Below are 19,812 nucleotides of genomic sequence, written 5' to 3' on the forward strand. Positions count from 1 at the left end.
TCAATACAAGGCGCTTAATCGTAGCGTTTGTGTTGAGTTAATTACATTCTTCACGGTAACCACAGAGGAATTTGTGTTTATCGTGAAGTTCACGGGTCAGTTCTGTTTGCCCGACAAATAAAGGTAGTATTGTGAATTTTATTACGGATAACAAAATCCCACTTGGTCAATGGATGGAAGCGGGCGTGGATTGGTTAACCATCAACGCCGATGGTCTTTTTGATGCCATCTCATTCTTTCTTGAAACTGTGATTCTTTTTCTGGTCGATGTATTTAAATGGATGCCCGCAGCGGTGCCTATTGTTATCACCGCTGCTCTAGCGTGGTATCTACATCGCAAAATATCTTTGGTGGTATTTGTTGTCGCGGCACTGCTGTTGATCCTTAATCTTGGCTACTGGCAAGAAATGCTGGAAACCTTTGTCCTCGTCTTTGCAGCGACAACGATTTCCGTATTAATTGGCGTTCCGGTAGGGATCATGGCGGCACATCGACCTTGGCTTTATACCATATTGAGGCCGATTTTAGATCTCATGCAGACCGTTCCAACGTTTGTGTATTTAATTCCAACGTTAGTACTGTTTGGGCTTGGTATCGTACCAGGACTGATTTCAACCATTATATTTGCAATCGCGGCTCCAATTCGTCTTACCTATTTAGGCGTCACTAAAGTACCAGAAGAGCTGATTGAAGCGGGTAAAGCGTTTGGTGCCAGTCGAATGAAGTTATTACTTAAGGTTGAATTACCTGCGGCACTTCCAAGTATTATGGCAGGGGTAACGCAATGCATTATGTTGTCTCTTTCAATGGTGGTGATTGCAGCTTTAGTCGGTGCGGATGGGCTAGGAAAACCAGTCGTGAGAGCTTTAAATACCGTAAATATCTCGCAAGGTTTTGAAGCGGGGCTTGCTATTGTACTCGTGGCGATCATTTTGGATCGTCTATGTAAAACCCCTAACCAGAAGGAAGCGTAATTATGGATGCGATTACGATCAAAAATTTAGATGTTGTATTTGGCAAACAAGCTCAACAGGCTTTGAATCTTTTGGATGAAGGGAAAACACGTCAGGAAATTATTGATCAAACGGGTCAGGTTGTTGGCGTTGATAACGTTAGCCTGAGCGTTAAAGAGGGCGAAATTTGCGTATTGATGGGGTTATCGGGTTCCGGTAAATCCAGCTTACTTCGAGCCGTTAATGGTTTAAATGAAATCAGCCGTGGTTCATTAGAAGTGAAAGATGGAGATGCACACGTTGATTTGGCTGAGTGTGATGAAGCAACGTTGCGTCACCTCCGCGGGAACCGCGTTTCTATGGTATTTCAAAAGTTTGCATTAATGCCTTGGCTGAGCGTGTTAGATAACGTTGCTTTCGGGCTTGAAATGCAGGGTATGCCAAAAGCAGAACGCAGAGCAAAAGCGCGTGAACAGCTTGAAATGGTTGGCTTAGCGGAGTGGGAAACGAAATACCCACATGAACTCTCTGGTGGAATGCAGCAGCGTGTTGGTTTGGCTCGTGCTTTTGCAATGGATACCGATATTTTATTAATGGACGAACCATTTTCGGCATTGGATCCTTTAATTAGAGCGCAACTGCAAGATGAGCTACTGACTCTGCAAAGCAAACTGAATAAAACGATTCTGTTCGTTAGCCATGATTTAGATGAAGCGCTCAAAATTGGTAATAATATTGCGATTATGGAGTCAGGTAAGCTTATTCAGCATGGAAAACCTGAAGACATTGTATTAACCCCAGAAACACAGTATGTGAAAGATTTTGTGGCACATACCAACCCTCTCAATGTTCTAAAAGGTCGCTCTTTGATGCAGCCTTTAGAATCACTTAATTTAGAGAACAATCGTCTACTGATCTGTGAGCAAAAAGAGCTGTGGATCGAACAGAAAGAAGAGGGAATCGCAGTTGTGAACTCTCCAGAGGATTCGCTGGTCGAGTGGGGTGAGAAGGACTCGGATTGGAGTGAGATTCATGACTCGACATTAGTGACTGCTAGCCCGAATATAAGTATGCGCGATGCGATCCAATTGAAAAAGTTGAGTGACTATCCGATTCTTTTGGTCGAAGACGGACAACTAATTGGCTTGCTGAATGACAGCGAATTTTATAATGCTCTATTAGGGAAATTTCAAACACATCAAGCAGCGTAATACTTACCTTTTCCTAATAGTATTAATAAAATGGGAACGGCTTCGCTCTCATTTTATTTTACTTCTCACCGTCTTTGTCATCATCTATCTCTATCTCTATCTCTATCTCATAACTCATAACTCATGACTGCAGCTCTTATTTCCGATTCTTGCGGTATGAATAGATGAATGTAAAGCAATGTAGGTAATGTGATTCAAAAGTTTCAGTTTGTGAATTTTTACAACGTATTTCCTTTGATCTTTCATTCATGTGTTTCCATTTATTCACATTGCCTGATGCTTTAATGCTCTGTTTGGTTGGTTTTTGAGCGCTGGCACCTCTTTAGTACTACCCCTTTAGGGTAGTTTATTTCCGTAATTGATTTACATCATTTATTAATTTTCTTTCATAATTCATTATTCGCGCAGTTAAGAAACATAACCTTCAGGAATTCTTATGAGCAAGATGAAGCTAGTCATCATCGGTAACGGCATGGTTGGTCATCGCTATATCGAAGATTTAGTAGAGAAAACAGACGTAAGTGAAATGGACATCACAGTGTTCTGTGAGGAGCCTCGTGTCGCTTACGACCGCGTGCACCTTTCTTCTTATTTTTCACACCATACCGCTGATGAACTTTCTCTTGTAAAAGAAGGTTTCTACCAAAAACATAACATCAACGTTTTGCTTGGTGAGCGTGCGATTAATATCAACCGCGAAAAACAGACTGTGTATTCAAGCACTGGTCGTGAAATTCAATACGATAAATTGGTTCTTGCGACGGGTTCATTCCCATTCGTACCGCCAATTAAAGGCAACGATGGAAAAGACTGTTTCGTATACCGCACCATCGAAGATCTTAAGTCTATCGAAGCGACGGCCAGAAACAGTAAAAGCGGCGTTGTTGTTGGTGGTGGTTTACTCGGTCTTGAAGCTGCTGGTGCACTTAAAGCGCTTGGCGTAACCACTCATGTTGTAGAGTTCGCGCCAAAATTAATGGCAGAACAGCTAGATCTTGCTGGTGGTAATCAACTTCGCCAGAAGATCGAACGTATGGGCGTTAATGTTCATACCAGTAAAAATACATTAGAAATTGCTCCTGAAGGTACAGAAGCTCGTAACGTAATGCGTTTTGCTGACGGATCAGAGCTAGAAGCGGATTTTATCGTATTCTCAGCGGGTATTCGTCCTCAAGATAAACTTGCTCGTCAGATGGGTTTAGGCATTGCTCCTCGTGGCGGTGTTGAAATCAACAACCACTGCCAAACAACGGATGAAAACATCTACGCGATTGGTGAGTGTGCTTCTTGGAACCGTACTTTCTATGGTCTTGTCGCTCCAGGCTACAAAATGGCAACGGTTGCGGTTGATCACCTAATTGGAAACGATAGCCAATTTGAAGGTGCGGATATGTCTGCGAAGCTTAAGCTTCTAGGCGTAAAAGTAGGTTCGATTGGTGATGCAAATGGCCGTACACCTGGCTGTAAGAGCTACGTTTACCAAAACGAAGAGCAAGAAGTATACAAACGCCTCATTGTTTCTGAAGACAACAAGAAACTTCTGGGCGCTGTAATGGTGGGTGACACGTCTGATTACGGTGACCTTCTTCAATTAATGCTGAACGAAATTGATCTGCCTGAACATCCTGATGCGTTAATTCTTCCTGCGCATGCTGGTGCAGAAAAACCAACATTGGGTGCAGATTCACTGCCTGAATCTGCTGTTATCTGTTCTTGTTTCGATGTAACGAAAGGCAAGATTGCACAAGCAGTAGCTGATGGACATCACACACTTGGTGATATTAAAGCGGTGACTGGTGCAGGTACGGGCTGTGGTGGTTGTATTCCTCTTGTGACTTCAGTTCTTAATGCAGAACTTGCTAAAGCGGGCGTTGAAGTGAAAAACGACGTATGTGAGCACTTCGCATACTCTCGTCAAGAGCTGTTCCACCTTATTCGCATCGAAGAGATCAAAACATTCGATGAGCTTCTAGAGAAATACGGTAAAGGGTACGGCTGTGAAGTCTGTAAGCCACTTGCGGGTTCAATTCTAGCGTCTTGCTGGGGTGAACACATTCTTAAGCCAGAACTGGTTAAGTTGCACGATACGAATGACAACTTCCTAGGCAACATGCAAAAAGACGGCACTTACTCAGTCATTCCTCGCATGGCTGGTGGTGAAGTGACACCTCAAGCATTGAGTGTTCTTGCTGACGTTGCGGCTGAATATAACCTGTACACCAAAATTACAGGTGCACAACGTATTGGTCTATTTGGCGCTCAGAAAGATGACCTTCCTGCGATTTGGAAGAAGTTAATCGCTGCCGGTTACGAAACTGGTCAGGCATACGCAAAAGCACTACGCATGGCGAAAACCTGTGTTGGGTCAACGTGGTGTCGTTACGGTGTTCAAGATTCTGTTGGTTTAGGTGTGATGCTTGAAAACCGTTACAAGGGCATCCGTACTCCTCATAAGATGAAATTTGGTGTGTCAGGCTGTACTCGTGAATGTGCTGAAGCTCAAGGTAAAGACTTAGGTATTATCGCGACTGATGCAGGCTGGAATATGTATGTGTGTGGTAACGGCGGTATGAAACCTCGTCACGCAGACTTACTTGCAAGCGACCTAGATCAAGAGACACTGATCAAGTACATCGACCGATACATGATGTTCTACATTCGCACAGCAGCGCCACTTCAACGTACATCAGTATGGATGGATAACCTTGAAGGCGGTGTCGATTACCTGCGCGAAGTCATTGTAGACAACAAACTTGGTATCAACGACCAGTTAGAAGCTGATGTGGCGAAATTAGTGGAAGAGTTCCGTTGTGAATGGACTGATACCATTAATGATGAAGTTCAACTGAAGCGTTTCTCTCACTTTATCAATGCTGATGACCGTGATGAGAATGTGGTATTTGTGAAAGATGGCCGTGCACAACACCGTCCAGCAACGTTTACCGAAAAACACCCTGAAGCGAAGGGCGATATCCTTCACGTAGCAGCAACAGAATAAGAGCGAGAGAAATTATTATGGCTTCTAAATTTATTAAAATCTGTCCGCTAGAAGATATCGTTCCTGGTACTGGTGTGTGCGCGCTTGTTGACGGTGAGCAAGTTGCAGTGTTTCGCCCAGCAGCAGGTGAAGATGTATTCGCAATTAGTAACACGGATCCTTACTTTCAATCGAACGTGCTATCGCGTGGCTTGATCGTAGAGCACCAAAGCGAGCTTTGGGTGGCAAGTCCACTGAAGAAGCAACGCTTTAATCTGACTACTGGCGTATGCATGGAAGATGAGCAATTTAATGTGAAAGCATATAAAGCTCGTGTAACTGACGGCGCAGTAGAGATCGCAGCTTAAGTCTTGGACGCCTAGCTTAAAGATTTGATAGTTCAAGGGCTCTAGTTCCTGACATTGCCTTAATTCGGCAACTAGAGCCTTTTCCTATCTGATTTTAACTTTTATTTTTAACTTTTGAATAAGGACAATTTATGTCTACTGATTTTAAACCAGCTGAATTCGTTCAAACGATGATCGATGTGGGTGAAGCAAAAACAAAAACAAGTACTCGTGATCTTCTGATCCGAAGCACTATGGCTGGTATCATTCTTTCTCTTGCGGTTGTTGTTGCTATCACAACGATCGTACAAACAGGTATCGGTATTGTTGGGGCACTTGTGTTCCCAGTGGGTTTCGTTATTTTAAGTGTTATGGGTTACGACTTGGTGACGGGTGTATTTGGTCTTGCTCCTCTTGCTAAATTTGATAACCGTGCAGGCGTGACTTGGGGTCGTATTTTACGTTGTTGGGGTATTGTTGGCCTTGGTAACCTCATCGGTTCTCTTATCGTTGCGGTATTAGTTGCAATCTCTTTAACGGGTAACTTCTCGTTAGATCCAAACGCTGTTGCGCAAAAGTTCATCGCTGTTTCTACGGCTCGTAGCCTAGGTTTTGAAAACATGGGTATGGACGGATGGATCACTTGTTTCGTTCGCGGTATCTTCTGTAACCTAATGGTTTGTTTAGGTGTCATCGGCAACATGACAGCACGTACTGTGTCTGGCCGTGTAGCAATGATGTGGTTCCCAATCTTCATCTTCTTCGCGCTAGTATTCGAACACACAGTAGTAAACATGTTCCTATTCCCATTAGGCATGATTTTAGGTGCTGATTTTGGTATCGCGACATGGTTGAACTTCAACCTAATTCCTACCATTCTAGGTAATATTGTTGGTGGCCTACTGTTCACGTGTGTTCCTCTATACCTAACGCACGCAAAAACAGCCCCAATGGTTAATGCTAAATAATCAACCAGTAATTTGTCGTGGTTCTGACCGTAAAGCCTCAAGTTTATAAGCTTGAGGCTTTTTCTATTCTCAGTGGCATTGAGATAGGGTGAAGAACAATAGATCATTTAGTTATAAATACTTCTTTCTTAATTGGAAGTAAGACTGATGTTTGCTTGTCACAACTGATAGTCTAGAAACTAGAAATTTAAAGGATTGAGCGCATATTTACGTTTATCCTAGATATCATCAGATTCGAAAGGGATCGAATCGTATTCGGAGTACTACATGTCAGAAGCTTCACAATTAAATACTCAGACAGAAAAAAAAGGATTTGTATCATTAGTAGGTGCGGGGCCGGGCGATCCTGATTTACTGACGGTAAAAGGCGCACGTGTTATTCAGCAGGCTGACGTCGTAGTTTACGATCGATTGGTTTCAAAAGAAATTTTGGCACTGGCGAATGAAAATGCAGAGATGATTTACGTGGGTAAAAAGTTAGATTTTCATTTTGTGCCACAAGATAAAATCAATCAGGTACTTGTCGATAAGGCGCAAGAGGGGAAACATGTCGCGCGTTTGAAGGGCGGTGATTCGTTTATTTTTGGCCGAGGCGGTGAAGAGTTAGAGACATTGGCTGAACAGGGTGTGAAATTTGAAGTGATCCCAGGGATCACTGCGGCAGCGGGAGCAACATCTTATGCTGGTATACCGTTAACTCATAGAGATCACGCGCAGAGTGTGCAATTCATCACAGGGCACTTACAGAAAGATGGGCAGGAAATTGAGTGGGCATCATTAGCTCAGTCCAACAATACTTTAGTTTTCTATATGGGACTAAAACAGAGCCCAACCATAACCGCAAATCTACTTGATCACGGCCTGTCACCGGATATTTCTTGTGCCATTATCGAAAATGGTACGCGACCAGAACAAAGAGTATTCCACGGTCGGTTAGATGAACTTCCTGAACTTGCAAAACAAGCAATCAGCCCTGCACTTATCGTGGTCGGCAGTGTCACTTCGCTTCATGAAAAATTGGATTGGTTTGGTAAGTAGGTTTAAGACCTGACAATTGTGTTCGCTTTTTTCAGTGGAATCGTCTAGGGTGATGAAAATTTAACAGAGCTTATGTTGTATGGAAAAAGTCGCAATTTTAGTAGACGTTCAAAATGTTTACTACACCACTAAAGAAAAATACCGCTCTAACTTCGATTATAACCAGTTTTGGTATGTTGCTACCACTGGACGTGAAGTGATTAAAGCGAATGCGTATGCGATCGCCAGTCAAGATCCGCGTCAACGCCAATTTCACCATATCTTACGTGGGGTAGGCTTTGAAGTTAAATTAAAGCCATTCATCCAAAGGCGTGATGGTAGTGCTAAAGGTGACTGGGACGTTGGTATAGCATTAGATGCTATCGAACTGGCTGAAGAAGCGGATGTGATCGTTTTAGTATCAGGTGACGGTGATTTTGAAGTACTTGTAGAGCGTATTAAGCAGCGTTTTAACAAGCCAGTTGAAGTGTATGGTGTGCCTGGACTGACAGCTCAAAATCTTATTGATTCTGCCAGTCGTTTTCACCCGATCGATAACGATTTGTTACTCTGATTCAGGTGCCGTTACTGCTTCAGCACTGTTATCGGTAGCTGTTTCTGTAGCCGTGTTTTCATTTTTCGCGGCTTCTTCTGCTTCCATTTTTGCACGTTCAGCTTTCGAAATGTAACGAGGTTTATTGCTTGAATGAAGCTTCGCGTTTTGCTTCTTCATTTTCTTTTTTAGGATATCATTAATCTTTTTTTTACGGTTCATGGTGTTTACCCTGTGGCCTTATCGCGTTTGGCATTTATGCGTTAATTTCGCGATTTTCGTTGTGGGGGAGAATAAAGAATTTTGATCCAAATCACAAGAGAATGAACCACCCTTATTAGTCCGTAGTAGATAGAGTTATGAATAAAGTCAGTGATATTTTATTAGGTGGGTTACATACCGAATTTAAAACGGTGAAAGCGATGGTTGAAATATACTGCCGTAAGCATCATGGTGGAGAATTACTCTGCTCTGAGTGTGCTGATTTATTGCGTTACGCTGAAGTAAGGCTTGATCGCTGCCCATACGGACAAGCGAAGCCAACGTGTAATAAATGCCCTATCCATTGCTATAAACCCGAGCCTAAAGAGCAGATGCGACTAGTGATGCGCTATGCTGGGCCTCGCATGCTACTTCCACATCCTATTTTGGCGATTCGACACTTAATACATGAAAAGCGGACAGTACCAGATAAACCTAAACCAAATGCTTCTAATCGACATATACGCTTAAAAAAATAGGCGAAACAAGGTTAAGGGCGCGCTTAACTTGTCTCACCTATTTACCTGTTCACCGACTAATCCATTCTCTTAATTACGCTGTTCTAACTGATTTTATGCTGATGCTGGCAACGTTAGGTTATTCATCCAGTGACGTTTTAAATAACGGTGGAAGCAGAGTGAAAATTTCACCACTTCTTCCACCAACATCAACATGTAAACGTATTTAAAATCCCATCCTAAACCAAAAGCCGCCAATGCAGTCAGTGGTACTCCAACCAACCACATCGAGATGAAGTCCATACGCAAGCAAAACTGATTATCACCACCTGCTCTTAAAATTCCGTTGATGATGATCATGTTGAGCATACGTAACCAGATCGCACAACATAGTACACTCAGTGCAGGAGAGGCCAGAGGGTAGAGCTCTGCACTGGTCAAATTTAGCCACGATAGAATCATACCTTTTCCGAACAGCAATACTCCTCCAACAGTCAGGCCGAATCCTAATACTGTTTTGATGAAGAACTTCGACATTTTAAATGCATCTGCAAATTCATCTCTTCCCAACGATTGGCCAAGTAAAATGGAACACGCCACTGAAATGCCAAAAAATAGTGAATAGCAGAGTGATTCAAAAGGACCAATCATGCTGAACACGGCTAATTCAGTTGTGCCCATATGACCGAAGATCATTTGATACATCAAGGTACCTGTCGCCCACATCACCGCACTGGCCGTTGTTGGAATCGCAAGACGCTTATAAGAAGCCCATAATCGAGTTGACTCAGTCAGCGTCTGTGACGTGATTAGCCAATGTTTACGCCAGTTTAAGAAACCAAACATCAATACCACTTGCAGCAGCCTTGAAATAGTCGTCGCTAATGCCGCCCCAGCCACACCCATTGCCGGAACTCCTAACCCACCTTTGATTAACCAAAAGTTTAAGCCAATATTGACAACAATAGTCACTGCACCTAAAAATAGAGGAGTGACAGTGTCACCTGATGATCGCATGGCGGACTCAGCGACCACAATTAAGTGAGTTAAAATGAGAACGGGAAAACTGTACCAAAGGTAAGTCGCCCCTAATTCAATGACTCTAGCATCGCTGGTTTGTAGCATCATGATATAGCTAGAACCTAGAGTAATGATTAAAGTCACAGGCAATAAGATTTTTGCTCCACAACGCATTGCCAGCATAGTGATCGTTTTCGCTGTTATGCGGTCATTTCGCCCCCAGTATTGAGCCACCAGAACACCATTTGCAGATGCCATACCAGCCATGATCATGATTGCGACAAAATGCCATTTTGAGGCGATTCCCACAGATGCAGTTGCTTCTTTACCAAAGTCGCTGACCATTAAGACGTCTGCAAGCGCAAGAATTGCCACTAGCGCACTTTGAATAGCAACAGGGAATCCCAGTTTTATCACCTTAGATAACATACCGTCAGGTGTGGCTTTGTTGAGTGTTTTCGGGTAGTTTTTAAAAGTCATTGTCATTCCTCATTTTGGAACGCAACTATAGAGTGAAAGGGTTATAAGTAGAATGTGTGAAAATAGAGAAAACCTGTGCAAATCCGTCATGAGTAAAATGTCACCTAAAACCGAATGGCATGAAGAGGTCTATCTGGCAGATGCTTGTAAAGAGCGATTTTTAACTACGTCAGACATTCCAGAACTTAGTCAAGAAGGGATTTTCATGGCAGGAATGGCGGAGTTAACGGATGGTTATTATGTCGAGCGCTGTGGGGTTGCGGTACACACACTTATCTTCACGCTAGAGGGCGGTGGCATTTTAACGACATCGGATCGAGTTGAATTGATCGAACCTTACTCGCTGTTGGTGATCCCTGCTGGTGAACCATTTCGCTTTGAGCTCAATAGTGTCGATAACTACTGGAAGATGATCTGGTTGTTGCCACAAGCAATAGCCAAATGGCAGCAATTTGAAGCGTTAGGGTTAACCATTTTGCCGTATCACCAATGTGAACAGATGTGGTCATTACTGAATTTAATTCATTGTGAAATAGAGGGAAGAACGGCGTTTCGTCGGCTTTTGGTCAGTGAACTTAATTTAATTTTGACTGGCGTTGAATCAAAATCGACCAGTTCCGTGTCTCGGGTTCATACCTTGTTTAATGAAGTAGAAAGCCAGTTGCATCTACCATGGACAGTAAAAGAGATGGCTGCGAAGTGTTTCATTAGTGAAGAGCAGTTGAACCGTATCTCAAAAAATCTCTATGGGATGTCACCAAGAAGCCGATTGATTCATTTGAGGATGGAAAAAGCCGCGGATTTGCTTCAATACCAAGAGTGGACGATTTCGATGATTGCACAGCGGCTTGGCTATAAAGATCCGTATAATTTTACTCATCGATTTCGTAAATATTTTGGCTGTTCTCCTAGTCGGTATCGTAAGAATATTATTCAGCAGTTAGCGTCTATTTAGATGCCAATAAAAAAGGAGAGTGATGAGCTCTCCTTTGGTGTCCGTTTTAAATCAATATTCGAGAAAAAGCTTTATAAATAAGTACTTGTAAATAAGCATAAAACCTTTTTCTCTTAACCCACCATCGCTTGCTTTTTGCCTTTTACGCTTACCAGTAGCATGTAAATACACGTCGCCATTAATGAGATAAATAGGTAGCTCAGTAGGCCGTTTTTCGAACCCATGTAACTGTTCGCAATTAAAGGGCCAGCCACAGAGCCAACACTGTAGCTAAACAGCATGACTTGGGTTGCTGATACAATGAACGACTCGTCTAACCCTTCACAGCCTAAATTAATCGCAATTGGATATAAAGCGAACGTTGCCATTCCAAGCATGAACAAACAAACAGCTAGTATTATTTGGCTGTCTGATTGAGCGGTTAATCCTATCGAGAAAACACCCAGAAAGCAGAACATTGCCATTAACAGAGTTCGTCCTAGGAATTTGGATAACCAAGGCACGACGGGTTGAATCGCCATTCCCCCTAAGATAACCAATGCCATTAAGCTTCCAACATCAGACGTCTCAATACCACGCTGAGTAAGCTCTACTGGCATTAGTCCGTAAATCGCACCCAGGGTAAGCCCAGAAATAATACAGCCAATGATTGCAGCATGGTTCAGTTTTGCGATCTGTTTAAACGACAGAGCACTGGTGTTGTGACTCTCTGGCTGTTGCGCATTGCCAAACATTAAGACTAAGACTGCCATCAGCAGCAACGTTAGAATCGCAATAAATGGTACGGCCCCTTCAACACCAATGGTACCGATCCCTAATTGACCAATTGAAGCGCCACCGTATAGCGCGGCCATGTAAATACCTAATCGTTTTGCTCGGCTTGCTTCATCACCGCTCATCAGCCATGATTCAACCACCACGAATACACCAGCAACAGCAATACCCGCAACTAAACGAGCTGCAAGCCAGACAGACGAATATGCAAATGTTGGCATCGCAAGAATGGTGACCATGAAACAGGCTAAACATAAAACGAAAGCATTGCGGTGACCAATTTGTTTGACAAGAGGCTCAATGAAGACAGCACCAATCAAAAGACCTGCATAGAAGGCACTCGCTAACCAACTGGCAAGTTGATTCTCTAAACCGTAATGCGACAGCATCAGTGGGATCAGGCTCATTAAGTAGCCTGATGACACAGCATAGAGAGTTAGCGCGATCACTGGCACAGCAATACTTTTTTTAGGCGCTAAGGTTAGGGTGTTTTCCAATGTCGTGGTCTCCAATTCGCAGGTTGATAGTGATTTATTGCGCGAATATGGAGGGAAATTAACTGACTGTAAAACGAAAGAATTTTATCTAGACGATAGAAAATTGTTATCAGATAAATTGATTAAGATGTGTTGTATATATTCTTTTATTTAGTCGCCAGAAAAGACAAAGGCCTTAAATCATTAAGGCCTTTTTGAATAGCACTGATAGCCTATTCATTAATAGAGTGTTGTTATTTATTGAGCAGAAGGGCACCCTTTAACTTCTTGGCCGCCACTCATGTAAGTGAGATCACCATCAACAGGAGCATAATCAGCAGCATTAACTTGTGGGTTATTGACAAAGAATTCTCTAAGTACAGCAGCGTCAGTTATTTGAGTAGACTCCACATCAATAACAGGGTAGTTATCACCACCTGCAGCACTAAAGCTAATTACAGAGAAAGAGTATGTATCCGTTAGGTTAAAACCTTTGCCATTGATGTCGTTGATCGTTACATCACTTAAATCACAATCTACCGTTAGGTTAATGTTATCCAGTTGAGCATACGCACCAGAGCCAGCTGTTTTTGTCGCTACAACATCAAGGTAATCTTTAACTTCTTGACCTGTCATTGTCGCTTTAGTGACAAAGTTACCAAATGGCTGCACCGTTAGTACATCACGATAAGCTATGTTTCCAGGTTGAATTGAAGCTCGAACACCACCAGAATTCATAACTCCAAAATCGGCATTTACAAGGTTGTAGGTACGGTAAGCGTGTCCTAGAAGGTGGCCTAAGTTTGTTTGTTCTGAACGGACGACACTTCGTTCACCAACAAGTACATCATCTGTATTTGAAATAACAACATCCAGCAGTTCTTGACCTTCTTGTTGGTATGGAAGAAGGATCGATTTTACTGTTGCATCTGGCTTAATTTCATCTTGAATGAATTGACGAACACCATTTTCATCTTTTGCTTTCAGGTTTACCGGAACTAAGCTGTAATCAGCTAAATGAAGTTTACCCTCGTAGAACTCAAAATCTGCACGGCCAACATACTTGCCCCATTCATGAGCTTGCATGATGTAAGTGCCATTTTGTTGATCTGGTTTACAAGCATCTCCAGGTTTAAAGTCTGCGTATTCTTCGCCTTCCATACATACTGGGTTTTGAGAGTGGCCACCGATAATTGCGTCTAATTCTCCCTCTTCTAGAGATCGAGCTAATTTAACATCACCAGGAGCTTCACTTCCGTGTTGTCCATTTGCATAATGACCCATATGTGTAGTTGCAAATATTAAATCAACATTTTCATTTGCTTCAATTTCCGCAATTGCTTTTTTAATCTCAATTTGAGGATCTGCAAATTCTAAATCAGCAACATTAGTAGGGTTGACAAGTTTCTCAGTGTCTTTTGTTGTTAAACCAATGACAGCAACTTTTAATCCATTAATAGTAAAAACTTTGTATGGGTCAAATAAACGTTCGTCTGTTACGTTTCCATCTGAATCTTTTAAGTATATGTTTGCCGCTAGCATCGGGAAATCCGCTAGCTGTTTTTGCATATCCAGAACACTACGCTCGTTATCAAATTCGTGGTTACCAAGAGCCATAGCGTCGTAGCCTAGTAAGTTCATGCCGACAAAATCAGGCACGGCATTCAGCATGTCAGATTCAGGAACGCCTGTATTGATATCGCCACCAGATAGCAAAATAGATTCACCACCATTTGCAGTCACTTCAGCACGAATTTGTTCGATCAGAGTTTTGCGAGCAGCCATGCCATACTCACCATATTTGTTTTCCCAGAAGCGACCATGGTTGTCATTGGTATGGAGAACTGTAAATTTAGTGCATGAATCTGCAGTTTCGCAAGTAACGTCTGTGCTGTCGCTGTCTGAGCCACAACCAGCCATTGCAATACTTACAGAAAGTACGAGTAGAGATTTGGAAAACTTCATGAGGGGGATCCTTGTTTTTATGACATGATTTTAGTTTTCGTTGCAATATACTGAAACCATTATTATTTTTCGTGATGAAGATCTAGGTTGAAGTTGGGCTAAATATATTTGTGATGATCTTGGAGGCTGAGTTTTGAAATAAACATTTTTCGTGGATTAACAATGTGTAACGCAAAAAATTACAGAAAATGTGATGTACAAGGTTGATATTGATATAAATAATATCAAACAGATCGTCTACTTGAGAATTATGATTGTGTAACCACTGCTTACAGTTTTAACAATTCAGCGTATAATCTGTGAAATACAGTAAAGCCAAATTATTACAATTCAACTTAGTCCTCTAATGAACAATTTAGGAATGTAAGCGAGTTTTATTGGTTGAGGCTTAAAATACGCAATTGGAATACAATAAATAGGTCCCGAATGACAAATTTTTACGCTGAAATCACAGGTTGGGGAAAGTGCCTACCACCAGCTATTTTATCGAATCAAGATCTTAGTACATTCTTAGAAACATCAGATGAATGGATTCGTTCTCGAACTGGTATCGAAAACCGTCGAATCAGTCATGTGAATACTTCTGAGCTTGCAACCGCAGCAGCAAAAAATGCGATGGCATGTTCTGGATTAACGGCTGAAGATATTGACCTTATCATTGTCGCGTCATGCTCTGCGGATTCGCTGTTACCAAATATTGCGTCAAAAGTGCAACAGAACCTTGGTATTAAAGGTGCGGCTGCGTTTGATTTAAATGCTGCATGTACGGGTTTTGTCTACGGATTAGAAACGGCTACGCGACTGATGCAAGCGGGTAATTATCGCAATGCAATCGTAGTGGGTGCAGAACGTTTGTCTTTCTATATTGATTGGACCAAGCGTGATACCGCCGTTCTATTTGGTGATGGCGCTGGTGCAGTGACTCTTAGCCGTACAGAACAAAAGGTAGGTTTACAGCAAGCGCAAATCGGTTGTGATTCTGCTGGTCGAGATATTTTAGCCGTACCTAAATTTGGTACTGCGATGGATCGTTTTGCTGTTGATAATGGCTACTTTGATTTCAATTTTGTCGGTAAAGAGATCTTCAAACGTGCGGTGAAAGGAATGGGGGCGGCGGCTCATACCGTTCTTTCTCGTACGGGTATTTCTACTGATGATATTGATGTGGTTATTCCCCATCAAGCTAATATCCGAATCATTCAAACACTATGTGATATGTCTGGTATTAGCCAAGATAAAGCATTTGTAAACATTCAGCAGTACGGCAACACATCGGCAGCAACGGTTCCAATTGCGATGTGTGAAGCTCTAGAACAAGGCCGTGTAAAACCAGGCGCTGAGATATTAGTGGCAGCATTTGGTGCAGGTTTAACTTGGGGAGCAGGTCATATTAAATGGGGCGAGCGTGTGACGCCTATTGCTGAGCCTGATGCACGTTTACCTGAGTGTAAAGAGACAGCATTAGAGCTATTAGAGAACGCCATTCAGCACTGTCAAAATAAACCTGAATAGCGATAATAAAACATCGTCTTCGAAATCAATAAATATTGCCGCAGCTTGCGGCATTATTTTTATGGGGTAATAGTTAACTTGGGTGGATAGCCGATATATCAGCATCTAGTTTTTGTAGACTCTACAGATAAAATAAAAATATAGGTAATAAGCGTGACACAAGAGAAATTTGAACATATTTACCAGCGGGCAGAAGAGAGAAAAGGTGGTGAAACTCAATTGGAGAACTTGATTTATCAACCTTTGAGTAACGATGATTTACGTTGTATTACTGATGATCGCTGGCTTGCTGGGTTTACCGAAAAGGTGTTTCAGTGCGGAATTTCTTGGAATGTAGTCAGAAAGAAGTGGCCCAATTTTGAAGAAGTTTTCTTCGGTTTTAAAATCGACTCATTAATGATGTTGTCAGATGAAATGTGGGAAAAGAAAGCACAAAATCCACGAATTATTCGCCACCTAACTAAGGTGATGACGATTCCTGCGAATGCGATGATGATTCGATCTGCCCGCCAGCAGCATGATTCTTTTTCAGAGATGGTTGCAGAGTGGCCATCAGAAAGTATCACAGAGTTGTGGGACTACTTAAAGAAACATGGTAAGCGGTTGGGTGGAAACACGGGTGCTTACGCACTGCGTCAAATGGGGAAGGATACGTTTATCTTATCATCAGATGTTGAATCCTATTTGCGCCAAACGGGAATTATCGACAGCGGACGTACCACCAAACGAGCTCAACTTGCGGCGAACAAAGCTTTTAACCAATGGCACCAAGAGTCGGGTAGAAGCTTGAGTGAAATTAGTCAGATCATCGCGTACAGTTGTGGGGATAATCGAGCCCTCTAATCGAATGGAAGATGCTAGCACTCTCTGATTAAGATTGAGTATCGGTTCGAGGCTGATTTTTAATAAATAACTCAGGCCAATACATTTTTATGTAACCGCCAGAAACCCAAATCACTAAGCCTGTTGCGATGCTCAATTCAAAGAAGCCAAAGTTATGTAACCAGTACCAGTTTGGGTGTGATTCGGCAAAAAATGAAGTTAAACGATGCATTGCAATGGCGCTAATAACAGAGGGAAAGGTGACGGCTGCAATGGAAGGCTGAAACTTTAAACGCATTAAGCGGATATAACAGAGATAAATGAGCAATGTCATCGTGATGGCTATGCCTGCTAAAGCGCCCGTTAAAATAGGATCCGGGTGCTCAAAATTAACAATATAAGCCGCTAGAGTTAAATTAACCGGGGCAGCCATAATGGCCAAAGTCGGTCTTGCCTTTCGCGGTAGCATCCCTTCAAATACGAGCCGATATAGAACCAACGGCAGCATGAAAAAGTAGATTGCAATGCAAATGGTGGCTAAGGTTTCAGAAAAGACGGCATGACCTAATTGCGAACCTGCGAGCGAACTACTGATAAGTCCGACAGGGTAGAGAAACCAGCTAGGAACAATGTGGGACATCTTGAAGTTCATGATCTGGAAACTAAAAAAAAGCACCATCATGGTGAAATGTAATATGAGCGCGCAGAACCAAAGCGGATAAGCGACCACAGGTAAAACAACCGCCAAGTAATCAGATAAAATGAGTAATGCCATACTCATTGGGGCCATCAGGCTGCCACTTAATGGATGACGAATATCATTGAAGAAGGTCTTAAAGCTAGTAATGTAGCGCAATAACACTGGAAGTAATAACACTGCACCAAGTAAAGCCAAATATGGACGTATTGTTTCTCCAATGCTAGGGACATAGAGTGCCCAAGCGTGACCCAAACCAATGACACCTAGCGCTAATGATGCCTGTGAAGGAGGCACATTTTTTACATGGGTGAGTCTTTTCCAATTCAACGATTTGCTCCAATTAAACTCAATATTATTTATTTCGCTACTTGCGAGATAAAGCAACGCTCAATGTACCTATATGCAACAAAAATAGAGTGCTAGGTAATTGAGCGGATAATATCAAGTTTAACGTTTGCGTGCGCTATTTAAGTGATAAACCGAGAGGTAATCCTTTAAATAGATTGAGCCGCTATTAACTTGTCTCTTCTTGTGTTGGTAAGTCTCTTTGTCTAAGTTTGTCGTTTTTCAGTGTACGACGAAGAAGTTGGCTATAGATGGGCTGTCCACCTAACATTTGAGCAATAATTACTGCACCTAAGCAGGTAATGATCAAAGGTAAGATCAAGTAGTAGTTATTTGTCATCTCAATCACGAGCAGAATCCCAGTAATTGGCGCTCGAACCGTTGCGGCAAAAAGTGCTCCCATGCCGGCAATCGCGAACATACCAGGTTCTATATCTAATTGAGGTAGAAATGCGTCAGCAGTGACACCAAATGTATAGCCAAAAAGGGTACCTAAAGCGAGCATCGGTGCAAAAATACCACCAGGTGCACCAGAGCCGAAACAGAGCAGAGTTGTAAGTACTCGCCCAACAAAAATCATCAGTAGAACATTGGTCGAGAAATTGCCATTTGTAATATCTGGAATAATGCCAATGCCACCGCCTGTTAATTCAGGCAAATAGAGAAGCAGCAAGCCAAAACAGCCACCCAGTAAAGTGCCGACAAGTAAGTAGCGCTTACGGTCATTTTTATGAATCGCAACGAACATATCTTGAGCTAGGGTCACGAGTTTATTGAAAACCACACCAAACAACCCGAATAGAACGCCGAGCAAAAGAAATAACCACAATGTGTTCAATTCTGGTGGCTGATATTGCGGCATGGTGATGACCGCAGCTTGACCATTGATGTAACGAAAAACGATGTTGGCTGAAATAGCAGAAATGATGACCGCTTTAATAGAAATTAGAGAATAACGAAATTGAGGGCGCATCTCTTCAACAACAAACATGATCCCAGCTAATGGAGCATTAAATGCCGCCGCTAGTCCTCCAGCCGCTCCTGATGCTAATAATGAGTGGCGGCTGTCATCATCCTTGACTCGGAAAATATCCGTGACCATTCGTCCAATATTGCCCCCCATTTGCACGGTTGGCCCTTCGCGCCCTAAAACCATGCCCGAACCTAGTGCGCCTAGTCCACCAAAAAACTTCACAGGCAATACTCGCCACCAACGAACAGGGCGAATATTGTCCATTGCTCCTTCAATCTCAGGTATGCCTGAACCGGCGGCTTCTGGTGCGAAACGATGCACGAGAAAATAGCCAATAAATGCGAGCCCAGCACTGATAATAAATGCGGCTAGCCATAGAGGAACGAAGTGCGCTATTTCAAGCTTCAACCAGTCTGTTCGCGTTTCAGAAACGAAGTGAACCGCAACTTCGAAGTAACTTCCCACTAACCCAGCGAATAAACCAACAATGCATGATAAAACCAGAACAGAGACAGGCGTTTTGTCTCTTGAGAGAAATTGATTGATCGCATCTCTAGGCACTTTTGCGAGTAAAGATTGCTTGATTCTCTCTCTTCTGGACATAAAAATAGGGCTCCACTAGGTAGGTTAAATAGGATTGGTCGTCAGGGGAGCCGGAATTATACGCTCTCACTGTTTATCCAGTAGCAATAAGATTGCAATGTTGAATTCCATAAATGAAACAAGGCTACGGATTATTGAGATGGTAGAGTGGAACCATAGTCACATAAACATACATTCATCATGTAGGATCTTGAATTATTGAAAATATGGGCCATAGTTAAATTGTAAAGCGACATCAACCTACACCAAGGAGGAATGTTTGGTTTTACTTACAATTTGGATGGATTCGAAAACCATTTTTAAGTCCTCGTAATATGTTCAGGTCGCGTCAATAGACTCCCTGATTCGCGAACTCACGATTGAGTAACGAGGTTTAAGGCGTACTAGACAATTCGTTAGTGCGCCTTTTGACGTTTGGCGGCGAATATTTCCTGAAGCTATA

The 19,812-nt window shown here is 42.5% G+C and carries 17 protein-coding genes; 11 read left to right on the forward strand and 6 right to left on the reverse strand.

Annotated elements, in window-relative coordinates; translation table 11 throughout:
* Window positions 1-131 precede the first annotated feature (131 nt).
* From choW to FCV43_RS11970, 7 genes are all read left to right on the forward strand, one after another.
* On the forward strand, window positions 132-974 hold the full coding sequence (choW, locus tag FCV43_RS11940; protein WP_136995311.1) for a choline ABC transporter permease subunit: 843 nt from the start codon (window positions 132-134) through the stop codon (window positions 972-974).
* Between the two features lie 2 nt (window positions 975-976).
* On the forward strand, window positions 977-2,164 hold the full coding sequence (gene choV, locus FCV43_RS11945) for a choline ABC transporter ATP-binding protein (protein WP_136995312.1): 1,188 nt from the start codon (window positions 977-979) through the stop codon (window positions 2,162-2,164).
* A gap of 436 nt (window positions 2,165-2,600) precedes the next feature.
* Window positions 2,601-5,162 (forward strand): nitrite reductase large subunit NirB, encoded by a 2,562-nt coding sequence (nirB, locus tag FCV43_RS11950; protein ID WP_136995313.1) that lies wholly within the window; start codon window positions 2,601-2,603, stop codon window positions 5,160-5,162.
* 17 nt (window positions 5,163-5,179) lie between these two features.
* Entirely contained in the window at window positions 5,180-5,509 is a 330-nt protein-coding gene (gene nirD, locus FCV43_RS11955; RefSeq protein ID WP_136995314.1) for a nitrite reductase small subunit NirD, read from the forward strand.
* 131 nt (window positions 5,510-5,640) lie between these two features.
* The gene (locus tag FCV43_RS11960) at window positions 5,641-6,456 is read left to right on the forward strand and encodes a formate/nitrite transporter family protein (RefSeq protein ID WP_136995315.1); all 816 of its coding nucleotides are present in this window, start codon (window positions 5,641-5,643) and stop codon (window positions 6,454-6,456) included.
* A gap of 267 nt (window positions 6,457-6,723) precedes the next feature.
* Entirely contained in the window at window positions 6,724-7,494 is a 771-nt protein-coding gene (gene cobA, locus FCV43_RS11965) for a uroporphyrinogen-III C-methyltransferase (RefSeq protein ID WP_136995316.1), read from the forward strand.
* A gap of 79 nt (window positions 7,495-7,573) precedes the next feature.
* Entirely contained in the window at window positions 7,574-8,047 is a 474-nt protein-coding gene (locus FCV43_RS11970; protein WP_017052810.1) for an NYN domain-containing protein, read from the forward strand.
* On the opposite strand, the gene FCV43_RS11975 is transcribed toward FCV43_RS11970, so the two are convergent.
* Window positions 8,039-8,248 (reverse strand): DUF2986 domain-containing protein, encoded by a 210-nt coding sequence (locus FCV43_RS11975; protein ID WP_017052809.1) that lies wholly within the window; start codon window positions 8,246-8,248, stop codon window positions 8,039-8,041. The genes FCV43_RS11970 and FCV43_RS11975 overlap by 9 nt on opposite strands.
* 137 nt (window positions 8,249-8,385) lie before the next feature.
* Between FCV43_RS11975 and FCV43_RS11980 the strand changes: the two genes are divergently transcribed.
* Window positions 8,386-8,766: a nitrous oxide-stimulated promoter family protein gene (locus FCV43_RS11980; RefSeq protein ID WP_136995317.1), complete on the forward strand. Its 381-nt coding sequence runs from the start codon at window positions 8,386-8,388 to the stop codon at window positions 8,764-8,766.
* A gap of 93 nt (window positions 8,767-8,859) precedes the next feature.
* On the opposite strand, the gene FCV43_RS11985 is transcribed toward FCV43_RS11980, so the two are convergent.
* On the reverse strand, window positions 8,860-10,245 hold the full coding sequence (locus FCV43_RS11985) for an MATE family efflux transporter (protein WP_136995318.1): 1,386 nt from the start codon (window positions 10,243-10,245) through the stop codon (window positions 8,860-8,862).
* 52 nt (window positions 10,246-10,297) lie between these two features.
* Here FCV43_RS11985 and FCV43_RS11990 point away from each other — a divergent pair, with 52 nt between their 5' ends.
* Window positions 10,298-11,200 carry an AraC family transcriptional regulator gene (locus tag FCV43_RS11990; protein ID WP_136995319.1) on the forward strand — a complete coding sequence of 301 codons (903 nt, stop codon included), beginning with the start codon at window positions 10,298-10,300 and terminating at the stop codon, window positions 11,198-11,200.
* A 113-nt stretch (window positions 11,201-11,313) separates the two neighbouring features.
* On the opposite strand, the gene FCV43_RS11995 is transcribed toward FCV43_RS11990, so the two are convergent.
* Together FCV43_RS11995 and ushA are read right to left on the reverse strand one after the other, a co-directional pair.
* The gene (locus tag FCV43_RS11995) at window positions 11,314-12,471 is read right to left on the reverse strand and encodes an MFS transporter (RefSeq protein ID WP_017052805.1); all 1,158 of its coding nucleotides are present in this window, start codon (window positions 12,469-12,471) and stop codon (window positions 11,314-11,316) included.
* A 237-nt stretch (window positions 12,472-12,708) separates the two neighbouring features.
* Complete coding sequence (gene ushA / locus FCV43_RS12000; protein ID WP_136995320.1) at window positions 12,709-14,415, reverse strand: bifunctional UDP-sugar hydrolase/5'-nucleotidase UshA; 1,707 nt, start codon at window positions 14,413-14,415, stop codon at window positions 12,709-12,711.
* A gap of 426 nt (window positions 14,416-14,841) precedes the next feature.
* Here ushA and FCV43_RS12005 point away from each other — a divergent pair, with 426 nt between their 5' ends.
* Entirely contained in the window at window positions 14,842-15,927 is a 1,086-nt protein-coding gene (locus tag FCV43_RS12005; protein ID WP_136995321.1) for a ketoacyl-ACP synthase III, read from the forward strand.
* A gap of 153 nt (window positions 15,928-16,080) precedes the next feature.
* Entirely contained in the window at window positions 16,081-16,770 is a 690-nt protein-coding gene (locus tag FCV43_RS12010) for a DNA-3-methyladenine glycosylase I (RefSeq protein WP_136995322.1), read from the forward strand.
* 28 nt (window positions 16,771-16,798) lie between these two features.
* On the opposite strand, the gene FCV43_RS12015 is transcribed toward FCV43_RS12010, so the two are convergent.
* Together FCV43_RS12015 and clcA are read right to left on the reverse strand one after the other, a co-directional pair.
* Window positions 16,799-17,776, reverse strand: a complete 978-nt coding sequence (locus FCV43_RS12015) for a TDT family transporter (RefSeq protein ID WP_017052801.1) — start codon at window positions 17,774-17,776, stop codon at window positions 16,799-16,801.
* 187 nt (window positions 17,777-17,963) lie between these two features.
* Window positions 17,964-19,370 carry a H(+)/Cl(-) exchange transporter ClcA gene (gene clcA, locus FCV43_RS12020; RefSeq protein ID WP_017052800.1) on the reverse strand — a complete coding sequence of 469 codons (1,407 nt, stop codon included), beginning with the start codon at window positions 19,368-19,370 and terminating at the stop codon, window positions 17,964-17,966.
* Window positions 19,371-19,812 lie beyond the last annotated feature (442 nt).

The sequence above is a fragment of the Vibrio genomosp. F6 genome (assembly GCF_005146325.1).
Taxonomy (GTDB): Bacteria; Pseudomonadota; Gammaproteobacteria; order Enterobacterales; family Vibrionaceae; genus Vibrio; species Vibrio cortegadensis.

Bases quoted from the DNA above. Each gene is read 5' to 3' on its own strand.
- choV (WP_136995312.1), top strand. From the start codon at position 977: ATGGATGCGATTACGATCAAAAATTTAGATGTTGTATTTGGCAAACAA.
- nirB (WP_136995313.1), top strand. From the start codon at position 2,601: ATGAGCAAGATGAAGCTAGTCATCATCGGTAACGGCATGGTTGGTCAT.
- nirD (WP_136995314.1), top strand. From the start codon at position 5,180: ATGGCTTCTAAATTTATTAAAATCTGTCCGCTAGAAGATATCGTTCCT.
- FCV43_RS11960 (WP_136995315.1), top strand. From the start codon at position 5,641: ATGTCTACTGATTTTAAACCAGCTGAATTCGTTCAAACGATGATCGAT.
- cobA (WP_136995316.1), top strand. From the start codon at position 6,724: ATGTCAGAAGCTTCACAATTAAATACTCAGACAGAAAAAAAAGGATTT.
- FCV43_RS11970 (WP_017052810.1), top strand. From the start codon at position 7,574: ATGGAAAAAGTCGCAATTTTAGTAGACGTTCAAAATGTTTACTACACC.
- FCV43_RS11975 (WP_017052809.1), bottom strand. From the start codon at position 8,248: ATGAACCGTAAAAAAAAGATTAATGATATCCTAAAAAAGAAAATGAAG.
- FCV43_RS11980 (WP_136995317.1), top strand. From the start codon at position 8,386: ATGAATAAAGTCAGTGATATTTTATTAGGTGGGTTACATACCGAATTT.
- FCV43_RS11985 (WP_136995318.1), bottom strand. From the start codon at position 10,245: ATGACTTTTAAAAACTACCCGAAAACACTCAACAAAGCCACACCTGAC.
- FCV43_RS11990 (WP_136995319.1), top strand. From the start codon at position 10,298: ATGTGTGAAAATAGAGAAAACCTGTGCAAATCCGTCATGAGTAAAATG.
- ushA (WP_136995320.1), bottom strand. From the start codon at position 14,415: ATGAAGTTTTCCAAATCTCTACTCGTACTTTCTGTAAGTATTGCAATG.
- FCV43_RS12005 (WP_136995321.1), top strand. From the start codon at position 14,842: ATGACAAATTTTTACGCTGAAATCACAGGTTGGGGAAAGTGCCTACCA.
- clcA (WP_017052800.1), bottom strand. From the start codon at position 19,370: ATGTCCAGAAGAGAGAGAATCAAGCAATCTTTACTCGCAAAAGTGCCT.